12 protein-coding genes are annotated in these 14,508 nt (G+C 51.2%); 10 read left to right on the top strand and 2 right to left on the bottom strand.

Annotation, left to right across the window (positions count from 1 at the left end):
* The first annotated feature begins 65 nt into the window (after window positions 1-65).
* From ACYVJM_RS12190 to ACYVJM_RS12175, 4 genes are all read left to right on the top strand, one after another.
* Window positions 66-1,001 carry an FKBP-type peptidyl-prolyl cis-trans isomerase gene (locus ACYVJM_RS12190; RefSeq protein ID WP_461148501.1) on the top strand — a complete coding sequence of 312 codons (936 nt, stop codon included), beginning with the start codon at window positions 66-68 and terminating at the stop codon, window positions 999-1,001.
* Window positions 1,002-1,159: 158 nt separating this feature from the next.
* Window positions 1,160-2,047 carry an FKBP-type peptidyl-prolyl cis-trans isomerase gene (locus ACYVJM_RS12185; protein ID WP_461148500.1) on the top strand — a complete coding sequence of 296 codons (888 nt, stop codon included), beginning with the start codon at window positions 1,160-1,162 and terminating at the stop codon, window positions 2,045-2,047.
* Between the two features lie 266 nt (window positions 2,048-2,313).
* On the top strand, window positions 2,314-2,811 hold the full coding sequence (locus ACYVJM_RS12180; protein WP_461148499.1) for a hypothetical protein: 498 nt from the start codon (window positions 2,314-2,316) through the stop codon (window positions 2,809-2,811).
* 95 nt (window positions 2,812-2,906) lie between these two features.
* Window positions 2,907-3,506, top strand: a complete 600-nt coding sequence (locus tag ACYVJM_RS12175) for a hypothetical protein (RefSeq protein WP_461148498.1) — start codon at window positions 2,907-2,909, stop codon at window positions 3,504-3,506.
* A gap of 25 nt (window positions 3,507-3,531) precedes the next feature.
* On the opposite strand, the gene rsmH is transcribed toward ACYVJM_RS12175, so the two are convergent.
* The gene (gene rsmH / locus ACYVJM_RS12170; protein ID WP_461148497.1) at window positions 3,532-4,437 is read right to left on the bottom strand and encodes a 16S rRNA (cytosine(1402)-N(4))-methyltransferase RsmH; all 906 of its coding nucleotides are present in this window, start codon (window positions 4,435-4,437) and stop codon (window positions 3,532-3,534) included.
* 129 nt (window positions 4,438-4,566) lie between these two features.
* Here rsmH and ACYVJM_RS12165 point away from each other — a divergent pair, with 129 nt between their 5' ends.
* The 5 genes from ACYVJM_RS12165 to ACYVJM_RS12145 all read left to right on the top strand — a co-directional run bounded on the left by ACYVJM_RS12165 (window position 4,567) and on the right by ACYVJM_RS12145 (window position 10,205).
* Window positions 4,567-5,820, top strand: a complete 1,254-nt coding sequence (locus ACYVJM_RS12165; protein ID WP_461148496.1) for a TlpA family protein disulfide reductase — start codon at window positions 4,567-4,569, stop codon at window positions 5,818-5,820.
* Between the two features lie 84 nt (window positions 5,821-5,904).
* Complete coding sequence (locus ACYVJM_RS12160; RefSeq protein ID WP_461148495.1) at window positions 5,905-6,375, top strand: MarR family winged helix-turn-helix transcriptional regulator; 471 nt, start codon at window positions 5,905-5,907, stop codon at window positions 6,373-6,375.
* A gap of 122 nt (window positions 6,376-6,497) precedes the next feature.
* Window positions 6,498-6,980, top strand: coding sequence for a DUF6036 family nucleotidyltransferase (locus ACYVJM_RS12155; RefSeq protein WP_461148494.1), 483 nt, complete (start codon window positions 6,498-6,500; stop codon window positions 6,978-6,980).
* A gap of 10 nt (window positions 6,981-6,990) precedes the next feature.
* Window positions 6,991-9,441, top strand: a complete 2,451-nt coding sequence (locus ACYVJM_RS12150) for a 3-hydroxyacyl-CoA dehydrogenase/enoyl-CoA hydratase family protein (RefSeq protein ID WP_461148493.1) — start codon at window positions 6,991-6,993, stop codon at window positions 9,439-9,441.
* Between the two features lie 212 nt (window positions 9,442-9,653).
* Complete coding sequence (locus tag ACYVJM_RS12145) at window positions 9,654-10,205, top strand: RNA polymerase sigma factor (protein WP_461148492.1); 552 nt, start codon at window positions 9,654-9,656, stop codon at window positions 10,203-10,205.
* A 46-nt stretch (window positions 10,206-10,251) separates the two neighbouring features.
* On the opposite strand, the gene ACYVJM_RS12140 is transcribed toward ACYVJM_RS12145, so the two are convergent.
* Window positions 10,252-12,222 (bottom strand): acetoacetate--CoA ligase, encoded by a 1,971-nt coding sequence (locus ACYVJM_RS12140; protein ID WP_461148491.1) that lies wholly within the window; start codon window positions 12,220-12,222, stop codon window positions 10,252-10,254.
* A gap of 275 nt (window positions 12,223-12,497) precedes the next feature.
* On the opposite strand from ACYVJM_RS12140, the gene ACYVJM_RS12135 reads away from it, so the two are divergent.
* Window positions 12,498-14,465: a pseudouridine synthase gene (locus tag ACYVJM_RS12135; RefSeq protein ID WP_461148490.1), complete on the top strand. Its 1,968-nt coding sequence runs from the start codon at window positions 12,498-12,500 to the stop codon at window positions 14,463-14,465.
* Window positions 14,466-14,508 lie beyond the last annotated feature (43 nt).

The raw sequence follows: 14,508 nt of genomic DNA, 5'->3' as shown, positions 1-14,508 counted from the left end.
ACCTTTTGCCACGTTTTAGGGTCAATGGGCGTAGTATTTATGTTTCCTTTGTTATACTCTTCTTCATGCGTACATTTCATTTTGCCATTTTGGGGGCGTTGCTGATTGGCGGACTGGTCTCCTGCCAGCCACAAAGTATCGACTCGAATGCCGATGCCGCCACTATTTTTCAGGCTAATCAGGCCGACATTAACAATTATGTGATCAGTAAAGGTCTTTCGGGAACGACATCGGCTTCCGGTCTTTTTTTTCAGACAACCGTACCAAGTTCCTCAACAGTCGTACCGACCTATGGTCAGGAAATTGAGTTCAATTATAAGCTGTATGTGTTGAATGGACCGAGTAATACGGGTGTTACCACTACGACGGCCGTTACCGATAAAGTAGTGGATTCTGCCTATGTAAAAACATCTGCCTACTTCCCATTTTTTGCCGGTTCGTTAAAGTCAGGTCTGGAGGAAGGCATCAAGAAAATGCACGAGGGCGAATCCGCCATCCTGATCATGCCATCGTTGCTTGCCTTTGGTAATGTGGCTTCCTCGGATAACACCGTTCCTGCCAATTCACCCGTTCGGTTCGACGTTACCATGCGTCGGGCACGGACCGAAGATCAGCAGATCGACGACTACATAGCTGCCAACAAGCTGGTGGTTACTGAGAAAACAACGACGGGGTTGCGCTTCATTAAAACGAAAGATAATCCAACCGGCGCAACCCCAACGGCGAATCAAACCATAACGGTAAACTTTGCCGGTAAACTGCTAAGGGCTACAACCGGCTTTGCGGGTGGTACCGGAACCGATACCAAAACCGTTGGCGTATCGAAATATGTACCTGGTTTTGAAGAGGGACTATCTAAACTTCGAGTGGGCGAGAAGGCAACCGTTATTTTCCCGTCGTCGCTCGGGTATGGGGCCACGGGAGCGGCCCAGAATCAAATGTACGTGATTCCGCCCTACTCGCCCTTAAGTTTCGATCTCGAAGTCGTGTCTGTGAAGTAATCGCTTTATGTTCCGGGATTCAAATGGTTTGTGTTGGCCAGCACAAACCATTTTTTATGGATTAAGGCTACTGTGGGGCATTTATTCAACGAAACACCGGCACTTTACTACCTTTGCCGGGTAATGTACCCGGCTATACGTCTTTACCTTTTATTTACATGCCTAACTCTCGACTACTGATTTTTGGTTTATTGCTGGCTGGCGGGTTGACTGCCTGTCAGAAAGAAAATGTTGATACCAGCGGAGGTGATATTTTTGAAGCTGATAAGGCAACTATTCAGAATTATGCGACCAGTAAAGGACTTAATGGGTCGATGACCGCTACTGGCGTGTATTATGCGCTGACCAAAGCCGGAGCATCCACCGTGAGCCCTGCTAATGGACAGGAAGCTGAGTTCAATTACACACTATACACACTGGTTCGGGGTAGCGGCACTGCCGTATCCGATAAATTCGTTGATTCGACCTATGCCACCAAGTCCAGCTATGCCTATCTGGTAGCTACAAATCCGGGTTTGACGGAAGGTCTGTTCCGTATGCGGGAGGGCGATCAGGGGGCTATCCTGTTGCCGTCTGATTATGCATTTGGTTCATCGGGAAGTTTGGATGGCGCTATTCCGCCCAACACGCCGGTTCGGCTGAACGTAACCCTGAAACGAGTACGCACTGAGGACCAACAGATAAACGAATACATGACCGCTAACAAACTGACGCCTACGGAGGTAACGGTAAGTGGCCTGCGGTTTATTAAAACGGTAAGTAACAGCAGCGGTGCAACTCCGTTGGGCAATCAAACCCTTAATGTGCGATACCGGGGAACGCTCCTGCGCTCCTCATCGGCTTTTGACAGCACGGGCACGGGTACCGTTGGGTTTACGCTGGGCCAGTCTGTTGCCGGTTTTGATGAAGGGTTAGCTAAACTTAAAGTAGGGGAGAAGGCAACGATCATCATGCCATCTAAGATAGGTTATGGCGCCACAGGCCGGTCGGTTATCCCGCCGTACGCACCCATGCGCTTCGATATTGAACTGGTGTCGGTTCAGTAACTACGGTCATTTTTTTAGAGAGAGTCGGGTAGGCCAGCGCGCCTATCCGACTCTTTTTTTGTGCAATGGCAGTAAAAGCCTGATTACGCTGAAAAACCAGTGTCTATTTACAACCTTCCGGTGCATGGGAGGGTCTCTATCTGAAACCTAAACATACGTAGCCTGAAGGTGTTTCAGTTAGGTATTGTTAAGATAACTCAACGCACATGAAGCCGTTGCATAACCTCAGATTGGTCGTAAGTCGTTGTGCCCTATTGGGGGCGCTTGTGGCTACAGTTACTGCTTGTTTCAACGAGCCTGACTATTCGAACGTCCCGCAAATTGAGTTTAAAGGATTTAGTAAGTACACCTTGGAAGCGGGAACCGGCGTAGGTCAGCAACGGCGCGATTCGCTGGTGATTACGATTGGCTTCAAAGATGGCGATGGCGATCTGGGAAACGACATGCCGATTAGCAGCGCTGAGGAGGATCGGTATATGCAAGCCGGTGGGTGGGGTAACTACCGGATTCGGACGTTTCGCCTGGAGAACAACCAGTTTAGAGAACTGGCCAATACAGAAGATAGATTCATGCTATTTCCCCGATTGGCCCGCGAAGGAAAAACCGGTCCCATTGAGGGCAGCCTCGACCTGTGGAAGATTTATCAATATGGTAGAACGTCCACGAACTACCGGGTCAAATACCGGATTCAGGTTCGGGACCGGGCGTTGAATATCAGCAACGAAATCGAAACCGATACCATCACAGTCCCTTACGCTAACTAAAGCAACAAATTAGTCACTCAACACATGAATCAGCAGCTACAGGGTATACAGGTCGAAGTTATATTGCTCCGTCATCCAGTCATCTTCCGACTTTTATGAGAACATCTCTTTTCACCATTATCGTACTAAGTACGCTATGTTTCTGTCAATGCAAGCCCGACCAGCAAGCAACTCCTGTTGTTCATGAAGAACAGGCTACCAGGGCTTTACTTACAAACGAAGTAAATCAGCTCGTGGGTAAATGGCGTATACAGGAATCAACTATTGAGCCGCGCCAGTTTAACCCGTATCAGACAGAGCTGGCTATTTCCAAAGATACCGTATTGCGCGATCTGGCTACCCTGACAATCCAACCTGCGCCAACGACAAATCGACTAACACAGGGCTGGCCGTCATCCAGTTACACGGAACTGGAGGGCACGCTTGACTACGGTGGCAGATCGTATCCGGTTTATATTAGCCTGGTCATGCCAGACGAAGTGACCGGTACCCGTAATGGAGTAATTAAACTTTGGAACTTCCTCCCTGGTAATTTTAAGCCGGAAGCTGAAGCCGTTTTGTTTAAAAAATTGGGCTTCTTTCATACCGACTTTACGCTGGCAGCTCCATCCGATTCATCCGTAATGCATTGGCGAGGAACAGGTCAAGTCTCATCGATAGGATTGACACACGTTAAGTTCATAAAGCAGCTGTAGTGCTTTTAAACTGCCAAGTTTCCGCTTACAGCTTCTCGGCAATCCGGAGTTTGGCGCTGCGGGCGCGGGGGTTACGGGCTGTTTCTTCGGGTGTGGCTTCAATGGGTTTACGCGTGATGGATTGCAGCGGTTTGAGGTCATTGCCGAACAGGTCTTTCTCTACTTCCCCCTGAAATTTACCTTTGTTGATGAAGTTCTTCACGAGCCGGTCTTCGAGGGAGTGATACGACATAACAACCAGCCTGCCGCCGGGTTTGAGAATATCCGGCACCTGCTCCAGAAACTCCTCCAGCGCCTGTAGCTCCTCGTTCACTTCAATACGCAGTGCCTGGAAAACCTGCGCAAAGTATTTGTTCTCCTTCCCCCGTGGAGCATACCGTTGCAGAGCGGCCTTCAGGTCGTTGACCGTTTTGAGGGGCCGGTTGGAGCGTGCCGATACCAGCGCTGCAGCTGCCGTTCGGGCGTTGGTGATCTCGCCGTACATGCCCAAAATCCGATGCAACTCGGCCTCCGGGTACTCATTGATAACCTGCCGGGCTGTTTTATCAGCGTTCTGGTTCATCCGCATATCGAGGTCAGCGTCGAAACGGGTCGAAAACCCGCGTTCGGGGGTGTCGATCTGGTGCGACGAGATGCCGAGGTCAGCCAGAATGCCGTCTACCTGTTCCGCTTTGTAGAGCCGCAGGTAGCGCTTTACATTACGGAAGTTTGACGCCACAAACGTAAGCCGGGGGTCGCCAATGGCCTGGGCGTTGGCGCGGGCGTCGGCGTCCTGGTCGAACCCAAAAAGCTTGCCCCCTTCCAACTGGTTCAGAATTTCCCGGCTGTGTCCGCCACCGCCAAAGGTAATGTCGACGTAAGTACCGTCGGGTTGTAGGTTCAGCCCATCGATACAGGCCTGTAATAAAACGGGTTCGTGGTAATTAGCCATTCAGAAACTAACCGCCGTTAGCAGTCGTTATTTTGGACGTTGACACTCAGCCAGTAGACCCTACTTGTACCATTTAGTACGTATACTTGCCTATCAGCTACAGCCTGCATCCTGAATTTAGTAAACACTATGAAACATCTTCTTTCTACAGCAGCCGTTACGTTGCTGCTTCTGCCATCGGCCTGCTCCAGCCAGTCAGCTCCCGCCACCGTTAAACCCGGTATGTATCGGGCCGTCCTGAAAACGAAAGGGGGCGACTTGCCGTTTGGCCTGGATATTCAGCCAGCAGCCGCCGACGCCAAATCCTACACGGTCTTTGCGATCAACGGTAACGAACGGCTAAAAATGGACCCCGCTACCGTTCAGGATGATTCCATTCGCATCCCGATGGCCCTGTTTGAGTCAGAATTAGTTGCAAAGATAGACGGTAATCAGCTACGGGGTGTATGGCGTCGGCGTCGAACTGCCCAACAGGTGCAAACACTGCCCTTTAGTGCCCAGCATGGCGTGACGTATCGGTTTGTGCCCGAGGATAAATCGGCTGCTACCAATTTAACGGGGAAGTGGGCCACAGACTTCGGCAGTAAAAGTGGTAAAGTGGATACGGTGAATGCAGTAGGCGTGTTTGATCAGAAGGGCAATCACCTGGCCGGTACGTTCCTGACCCCCACCGGCGACTACCGCTACCTCGACGGCAATGTAGTGGGCGACAGTTTGTTTCTGTCCTGTTTCGATGGCTCGCATATTTACCTGTTCAAAGCGAAACACGACCCGGCTACCAAAACCCTTACGGGCGGGCACTGGGCGGGCGTATCAGGTTATGAATCCTGGGTGGCTCGTTTCGATCCCAAGGCCGATCTTCCTGACCCGGCTAAATTGACGTATCTGAAGCCGGGTGCCAAAACCCTCAATTTTGCCTTTCCTGAGCCGGGTGGCAAAACCATATCGACAACCGACCCCCGCTTTAAAAATAAAGTGACCATTGTGCAGATCATGGGGTCCTGGTGCCCAAACTGCATGGATGAAACCAACTTCCTGAGCCCCTGGTACAAGCGCAACAAACAGCGTGGTGTCGAGATCGTTGGTCTGGCCTTTGAGCGGTCGCCGGAAATGAGCGAGTCCGGGCCCAAGATCGAGCGGATGAAGCAGCGATTCCAGATCGACTACCCTGTCGTACTGGCCGGTACGAACGACAAAGTGCAAGCCTCTAAAGCCTTACCGGATTTAAGCGCCGTGGTCGCCTTTCCCACCACCATCTTTATTGATAAAAAAGGGCAGGTACGGCACATACACACCGGTTTCTCCGGCCCCGGTACGGGCAAATACTACGATCAGTACGTAGAAGAGTTCACGCGACTGGTTGATAAACTGCTGGCAGAGTAATCCGAGCAGACATTTAGTATGCACGCATACTATTTTGAAAAAAAATAGTAGATTTACGCTCATAAGTTGCAGACGACACCAGTTATGAAGAAGGAGAAAACGGTTGATTTTCACATAAAGTGGGGTTGGCATGCCATTTCACGCATGTACAACGCCTATGCTTCCCGGTTCGGCATTACTATGGCGATTGGTTATGTGTTGCTGAATGTCGATCTGGAGGAAGGTACGCCAGCTACTAAAATTGGCCCCTTGTTGGGTATGGAGCCTCGATCACTGGTTCGGATGCTTAAGAGCCTAGAAGAACGGGGGTTGATTCGGCGGGAGGTGGACGGAAATGATAAACGCTTCGTACGGATTTATCTCACCGACGAAGGAAAGGCAAAACGGGAGATGGCCCGCGATGGCGTTATCCAGTTCAACAACATGATTCGTGAGAAAATCCCACTCGATAAACTCGTCGTCTTTTTCGACGTAATGAAGGAAATTAACAAAATGGTGGAAGAAGAGAACATCAAAATCAAAGCCACCGAGCCGGAAGAGTTGTCTCTGGAGTAACGATAGATACGATGGACACTACGCTCGATAACCTCGCCGAGAACCGACTAAAGGCGTTCACACGGCTTATGAGCCTGGCGTCTAAACTGTATCATGCTAACCCAAAGAATCCACCGAAACCAATGAACATTGCCGATGATGATGTCTTGTCTCTGTTGATTAGTTTGAACAGGTATAAGGTTCAGTTTTTATTGGTAGGGGGCATGGCTGGTGTTGTACATGGCCATGTTCGAACCACTCAAGACATGGATTTGTGGCTAAAATCAGATGCGGAAACGAAGTCGAATCTGATTTTAGCCCTCAAAGAGAACAATGTGATCGGTGCAGACTACCTAATTGATGTACCATTGATCTTCGGGTGGACATCTGTTGCCGTTGGGAAATACGGATTTACATTAGATATGAGGTATCAGTTAAAGGCGTTTCGCGAGGTTGATTTCAATGCCTGTTACGAGCGCGCAATTGATATAGTATTTGACGAAGTGCCATTTAAAGTTATTCAGTTGAACGACCTGATAACAGAGAAGCTGGCAACCGGTCGCCCAAAGGATTTGACGGATGTTGATGAGTTAATTAAAATCAAAAAAGATAGGAACGCCGAGTAAAACAAAACCCATGGAAGCTACCTTAGAAAAACCCAAAGCCCATACGAAAAATAGAACCATACGGCGCGTTGCCGTGCTGGGCTCAGGCATTATGGGTTCGCGAATTGCGGCTCATTTCGCCAACATTGGAGCCGATGTTTTACTGCTGGACATTGTCCCCAAAGAACCCAGCGCGGCCGAACAGGCAAAAGGATTGACAACCGACAGCCCGGCGGTACGTAACCGGATTGTCAACGATGCCTTCCAGACGATGCTGAAAGCCAGCCCGGCCTCTTTATACAGCCCGAAATTTGCGGAACGGGTCAAGCTGGGTAACTTCGACGATAACCTCAAAGAAATTGCTGCCTACGATTGGGTTATTGAGGTCGTTGTGGAGCGACTGGATATCAAGCGGTCGGTTTACGAACGCGTTGAACAGTTTCGCAAGCCGGGGACGCTCATCACCTCGAATACGTCGGGTATCCCCATGCATCTGCTGGCCGAAGGGCGGAGTGAGGATTTTCGCCGTAACTTCTGCGGAACGCACTTTTTTAACCCGCCCCGCTACCTGCGCTTGCTTGAGATCATACCCGGCCCCGACACTGATCCGGCCGTTATTGATTTCCTGATGAACTACGGTGATCTGTACCTCGGTAAAACGACTGTATTGTGCAAAGATACCCCCGGCTTCATTGCCAACCGGCTCGGGATACAGTCCCTTATCCAGACCATTCGCGTAGCCGAAGAACTGGGACTGACGGTTGAGGAAGTAGATAAGCTTACTGGTCCGGTTGTTGGACGACCCAAATCGGGAACGTTCCGGCTGTCGGATGTGGTGGGGCTGGATACGACCGTCAACGTAGCCGGAAATCTGGTTAAGATGGAGCACGACGAATCGCGGGCGAGTTTTGAGTTGCCCGCTTCGGTGCAGAAACTGATGGAGAACAAATGGCTTGGCGATAAAACCGGTCAGGGCTATTATAAGAAGACAAAAGACGAGAAAGGCCAGACCCAGATTCTGGCACTCGACCTCAAAACGTTCGAGTATAAGCCGTCGCAGAAGGTAAAATTCGCTACGCTGGAGAGTACCAAGGCAATTGACAACCTTAAGAAACGCTTTCCGGTGCTGGTGGCTGGTAAAGACAATGCCGGTGAGTTTTACCGCAAAACCTTTGCCGATGGATTCCAGTATGCCACGCATCGCATCCCTGAAATCTCCGATGAACTGTACCGCATCGATGCCGCCATTACAGCTGGTTTCGGCTGGCAGTTGGGTTTATTCGAGACATGGGATGCCATCGGTGTGAAAAACGGTCTCGATATGATTGAAGCCCAGGGGAAGAAGCCTGCCCAGTGGGTGTATGACATGCTCGATGCCGGCTTCGATAGCTTCTATAAAGTAGAAGGGGGCAAGCGTACCTATTACGACATTCCGACGAAAAGCTACAAGGCCATTCCTGGTGCCGAAGCCTTTACGATTCTGGAAAACCTCCGTGGCGACGGACCCAGTAACAAGGTTGTCTGGAAAAACGCGGATGCCGCCATCTACGACATTGGCGACGGCATTCTGAACGTTGAGTTCCGAAGCAAGATGAACACCTTTGGGCAGGGTGTTTCGGAAGCGCTCAACAAGGGGATTTCGCTGGCCGAAAAAGATTTCCGCGGACTTGTTGTCGGCAATGACTCAGCCGAAGCGTTCTCAGCCGGAGCTAACCTGGCAACGTTATTTATGTTTGCCGTTGAGCAGGAGTTCGACGAGGTAAACCTGATGATTGCCCAGTTCCAGAAACTCATTACCCGGCTGCGTTACTCATCCATTCCGGTGGTGGTTGCTCCGCACACGCTCACCCTTGGGGGCGGTTGCGAAGCCGTGCTGCACGCCGATCGTGCTGTGGCGCATGCCGAAAGCTACATTGGCCTGGTAGAAGTGGGCGTTGGCCTGATTCCGGCGGGTGGTGGTACCAAAGAGATGGCCGCTCGTGCGTCGGATCTGTATCAATCGGGCGATCCTGAGCTGAACATCCTGCAAAACGTGTTTATGAACATAGCTACGGCCAAGGTATCTACATCGGCCCAGGAAGCCCGCGAGATGAATTACCTCCGCCCGACCGATCAGATTGTGCTCAACCGGAGCCGACTGCTGGCCGAAGCCAAACAGGCCGCTATTGAACTGGCTGACAACGGCTACACGCAGCCTAAACCCCGCGCAGATATTAAGGTGCAGGGGAAAACCGGAATTGCTTTGTTCAAGGCTGGCTTGACAGCCATGCGGATGGGACGCTATATTTCGGACCATGACATGAAAATTGCCGATAAACTGGCTTACGTCATTTGCGGGGGCGACCTGAGTGCACCACAGGTCGTTTCGGAGCAGTATTTATTGGATCTGGAGCGGGAAGCGTTCCTCTCGCTCACGGGTGAGAAGAAAACGCTGGAGCGTATCCAGAGCCTGCTAACTGGTGGTAAACCGCTGCGGAACTAACGTTTTTTCAATCAACGAAGAAGCCAGCAAAGGCAAAGGGTCACACTCTTTGCCTTTGCTGGCTTCTTCGTTATGAGCTTGATTCAAGTTTCAGATGTGTACCATTAGATATGTTTCTATCAGCACCTGGAAACCGTATATGGGAGTCTTTACTTATCTTGTAGACAGAAGAGTAAAAATCTAAACAGCACCCTAACCTTTATACACCACCAATGAGTACTCCTTTAAGTGATGAAGAGATGATTCGACGGTATCTGCCGAGTCAGCCTGCGCACTGTTTTGAGGCTCTTTACAAGCGGTACGTGAACAAAGTCTACAGACGATGTTTGTCCATGACTAAAGACCCTTTGAAAGCGGAAGACTTTACCCACGATATCTTTTTGAAAGTATTTAACAAACTGGACGCCTTTCAGGAACGGTCGAGTTTTTCTACCTGGCTTTATTCGATCTCATATAATTACTGCTCCGACCAGATTCGCCTGGCAAGACGGCTCCAGATGACGGATATCGAGGACCATGCCAATTACAATATTCCTGAAGTAAAAGAAGAGCTCCTGCATGAGGAGACGCTTCATCTGGTAAATCGGGCTATGGAGTCGCTGTCTGAAAGCGAACAGGCCCTCCTACGGCTCAAATACGAAGATGGCATGAGCATCACAGCTATCAGTGAACTGTTTGACCTGAAAGAAAGCACCGTAAAAATGCGGCTTAAGCGGAGTCGGGATAAGATCTACAAACTATATGGCAAACTGTATGCAGCTTAAAAGTTGCTTGCGGTTGAATAAGGCAGGGGAGTAGTCGAAACGGGTTTTATCTTGTGAAGTTGATAAAATGAGCCAGTGCCGCCGGGTTGCGGAGGGTATCTTTGCTGGTTGCCAGCGAAACATCCATGCCGGACAGGATTTTCTTGATGGGTGTTTCCAGTTTCTTTCCACTAATGGTGTACGGAATGTCGGCTATGGAATAAACAGCATCCGGCACGTGACGAGGGCTAAACTGACGCCGTAATGTATCTTTAATGCGGGTTGTCAGCTCATTCGTCAGTGTAACACCGTCGCGCAGTACCACAAACAGCGGCATAAAATACTGTCCGCCGGGCTGTTCCAGGCCAACTATCAGGCTATCCATAATTTCAGGAATACTCTCTACCGCACTATAAATCTCGCTGGTGCCAATTCGAACACCATCCCGATTGAGGGTTGCATCAGAGCGGCCATAAATGATCACGCCATTCCGTTCAGTAATCCGGATGTAGTCGCCATGCCGCCAGATGCCGGGGTATTCGTCAAAGTAACTCTTGCGGTAACGATCGTTTTTGGGGTCGTTCCAGAAATAGACCGGCATGGAGGGCATGGGTTCTAAAATGACCATTTCGCCCAACTCCCCCCGGACAGGTTTCGCATTTTCGTCGAAAGCCTCTACTTTACAGCCCAGCAAGCGGCACTGAATTTCACCTTCGTAAACGGGTAGCAGCGGATTGCCGCCTACAAAGCCACTGCATACATCGGTGCCGCCACTGAGCGAAATCAGCCAGACTTTAGGTTTAACGGATTCGTAAATCCACCGGAAGCCTTCCGGTGGAAGGGGAGAACCCGTAGAGCCAATCGTTCGGAGGTGCGTTAATTTTACGGTATCAATCGGATTGAGGCCCGCCCGTAAGCAGGCCAGATAGTAAGCGGCTCCTCCGCCAAAATGAGTGACTTTCGCGTCATCGGCCAGTTTCCAGAGGACGTTTAGGTTGGGAAAGCCCGCAGCTCCGTCGTGCAGCACCAGCGTTGCCCCAACCAGCATTGACCCGAGGGCATAATTCCACATCATCCAGCCGGTGGTGGAGTACCAGAAATAGCGCTCTCCCGGTCGAACGTCCTGATGCAGCCCCAGGGCTTTAAGGTGTTCGAGAAGACAGCCGCCTACGCTGTGTGTAATGGCTTTGGGCTTACCCGTTGTGCCCGATGAATACAATACCCAGATAGGATGCGCGAAAGGAACGGGCTCAAATATCAGTCCGTCGGGAGCCGACGTTTCCAGCACATCAAGCCAGGAGATAGTGCCCTCAAGCTGGCTGCTGGTGTCCAGATAAGGCACCCAGATGACCTGCTGAAGGGTTGGCAGCTCATCGCGAAGCTCGCGCGCTATATCGGTCTTGTCGATCTGTCGGCCATTGTACGAATAGCCATCGGCAACGATCAGAATTTTTGGCTCGATCTGCTGAAAGCGGTCAACGATGCTGGACGTACCAAAATCGGGCGAGCAGCTCGACCACACGGCGCCAATGGCATTGGTTGCCAGAAAGGCAATAATGGCTTCGGGGCCGTTTGGCAGAACGGCTACCACCCGGTCGCCAACACCGATCTGCTGATTACGGAGGTGAGCAGCCACAGCGGCTACCTGTCGTTCCAGCGAGTCCCAAGCTATACTTTGTACGGCGGGTTGGCGTTCCGACGAATAAAGAATTGCCGGTCGCTGGGGATTGCGGTGACGGAAAATATGTTCAGCGTAATTGAGCGTTGACTCCGAAAACCAGCTCACTCCAATCATATCCTGCTGACTGGGCCTGAAAACCACCTGATGATAGGGCGTGTGGCTCTGGACATCGAAAAACTGCCAGATACTTTCCCAGAAATCTTCCAGGTCAGTAACGGACCAATCCCACAAATCGTCGTAGTCCCGAAAGTACAGGCCTTTCTTCACGAAGAGCCAGTTCATGTAGCGCTTCAGCAGGCTTTGCTCAATTGTAGTGCGGTCGGGCGTGTAGAGTGGGGTTACGGTTGGTCGGGGCATAGGGGTAATGATATGGTAGCAATTGATGGTAGAAAAGGAGGTAGTGGTGCGCTACTATCGATATACGTCGGCAATTGTACCGATAGCTCGGTATTGACTAACGTGGAATGGGTTCTGCGGATTGTTTTTAGTATAAAAAGCGTTGCAACAAAAGGGATATAGTCAGGTTATCCTGAAAAGCCCTAACTTTGCACCCCATTTGTATTTTATTAAAAAAGGTGCGCTGATTATCAGTCAGATTAATTATAAAAATACCAGATTTACTGTATTTTTCCATGAATCAAGATTCAGAACAGAACGACCGAAACACCGGCCCAAGCCGTGATGGTGATTCGAACCGGCAGAGCGGTCGTTCCTTCGGCCGTCGGGATGACGTCCGCAACAGTGGCACAAGCGGGTCACGCCCTAACCGGGATTCCGATCGCCCCCGTTTTAGTCGGGACAACGACCGGAACGACCGGCCAAAATTTAACCGGTCTGCCGATTCGGACCGCCCCCGTTTCAACCGCGATGACCGTAACGACGGACCGCGTAACGACGGACCGCGTAACGACGGACCGCGCAACGACGGACCGAGAGGTGGCAATTTCCGGGGTTCCCGCGATACCGGCCGACCTTCCCGTAACGACGGACCGCGTAACGACGGACCGCGTAACGACGGACCGCGTACTAATGACCGTAACAGTGATCAAGCCGGTAAACCCCGTTTTGACCGCAATTCAAACGACCGACCTTCTTTCAACCGCGATTCTGAACGTCCGCGTTTCAGCCGGGATAATGACCGTTCTTCATCTGGCCGGGATTCGGAGCGTCCACGCTTCAACCGGGACAATGACCGGGATGACCGTCCAAAATTCAACCGGCCTGCCGATGGCGACCGGCCGCGTTTTAACCGCGATGAGCGTACGTACCGACCCGCCGGAGCCGGACCGCGCCCCGATTCATCGGCGCGCTCAAATCGGGACGACCGTCCGGAGCGCCCTCGTCGCGATACCGATTCCCCTCGTTTTAACAGCGACAGAAGCCGAAGCAATGACCGTTCGGACAATGACCGGCCCAAGCGCGACGACCGACCTTCGTTCAACCGGGATTCGGAGCGTCCACGCTTCAACCGGACCGATGCCCCTCGTGATACCAACCGTGAATCAGGAAATGATGGCCCGGCGCGTTTTCCGCGTGAGCGTAAAAGTCCGGGTGGATTTAGCCGACCCGAAAAGCCCGCGTTCAAACGGGTAGGTGGTTTCAGTCGGGAAGCTGATGAGCGCAATAATTTTGGTGGTGAAGATCGTCGCGGTGAAGACCGGCGTACGCCTAACCGGCGGGGCGACCGTACCGAAGAAACGGGTTTCACCGGTCGTCAGCGTAAAGAGTCCGGTGACCGACGCACGGGTACCTTTACGAAAGCACCGGATTACAACCTGGAGCAGGTACGGGCCAACCAATCTGCCAAACGGCCTCGTCCCGATGATCGGCGTCGTAGTCAGGATACCGATTCGGAAAAAGGACAGCGTACACCTGCCAATGATGGACCGGGAACAACCCGTTTGAATCGATTCATTGCCAACTCAGGTGTATGTTCCCGCCGGGAAGCCGACGAACTCATTGCCCACGGCGATATTTCGGTAAACGGAAAAGTCGTGACCGAAATGGGGTACAAGGTAAAAGAAGGCGACACCGTTAAATACGGCACCAAAGTTCTGAACCCCGAACGCTTCGTGTATGTGCTGCTCAATAAACCAAAAGATTACATCACCACGACCGAAGATCCTGAAGATCGGAAAACCGTGATGGAACTGGTAGCCGACGCCGGTAAATTCCGGATGTATCCCGTAGGGCGCCTTGACCGAAACACCACTGGTTTGCTGTTGATTACCAACGACGGCGAATTGGCCGATAAGCTGACACATCCATCGAACAACATTCGTAAAATTTACCAGGTTGAGTTAGACAAACCCATTACGGATGAGCATTTCGAGGCCATTAAAAAAGGTATCGAACTGGAAGATGGCCCCATCAAACCCGACGCTATAAGTGTTGTTACGCCAGACGGCTATGTGGTTGGTATCGAAATTCACTCGGGACGCAACCGCATCGTACGTCGTATTTTTGAAAGCTTCGGATACGAAGTAACGAAGCTCGACCGCACGACTTACGCTGGTTTGACTAAGAAAGAGTTGCCCCGCGGCAAGTGGCGCTTCCTCGACCCGAAAGAGGTTGTGAAACTAAAGTATCTAAATTCGTAAATACTCAAAGAGCGAACGAGTGAATGAGTGAAAGAGCGTATTA

Source organism: Spirosoma pulveris, from assembly GCF_054781875.1.
The sequence above is the reverse complement of the archived record's forward strand: the minus strand, read 5'-3'. Positions and strand labels throughout refer to the sequence as shown.

Bases quoted from the DNA above. Each gene is read 5' to 3' on its own strand.
- ACYVJM_RS12190 (WP_461148501.1), top strand. From the start codon at position 66: ATGCGTACATTTCATTTTGCCATTTTGGGGGCGTTGCTGATTGGCGGA.
- ACYVJM_RS12185 (WP_461148500.1), top strand. From the start codon at position 1,160: ATGCCTAACTCTCGACTACTGATTTTTGGTTTATTGCTGGCTGGCGGG.
- ACYVJM_RS12160 (WP_461148495.1), top strand. From the start codon at position 5,905: ATGAAGAAGGAGAAAACGGTTGATTTTCACATAAAGTGGGGTTGGCAT.
- ACYVJM_RS12155 (WP_461148494.1), top strand. From the start codon at position 6,498: ATGAACATTGCCGATGATGATGTCTTGTCTCTGTTGATTAGTTTGAAC.
- ACYVJM_RS12150 (WP_461148493.1), top strand. From the start codon at position 6,991: ATGGAAGCTACCTTAGAAAAACCCAAAGCCCATACGAAAAATAGAACC.
- rsmH (WP_461148497.1), bottom strand. From the start codon at position 4,437: ATGGCTAATTACCACGAACCCGTTTTATTACAGGCCTGTATCGATGGG.
- ACYVJM_RS12135 (WP_461148490.1), top strand. From the start codon at position 12,498: ATGAATCAAGATTCAGAACAGAACGACCGAAACACCGGCCCAAGCCGT.
- ACYVJM_RS12145 (WP_461148492.1), top strand. From the start codon at position 9,654: ATGAGTACTCCTTTAAGTGATGAAGAGATGATTCGACGGTATCTGCCG.
- ACYVJM_RS12165 (WP_461148496.1), top strand. From the start codon at position 4,567: ATGAAACATCTTCTTTCTACAGCAGCCGTTACGTTGCTGCTTCTGCCA.
- ACYVJM_RS12140 (WP_461148491.1), bottom strand. From the start codon at position 12,222: ATGCCCCGACCAACCGTAACCCCACTCTACACGCCCGACCGCACTACA.
- ACYVJM_RS12175 (WP_461148498.1), top strand. From the start codon at position 2,907: ATGAGAACATCTCTTTTCACCATTATCGTACTAAGTACGCTATGTTTC.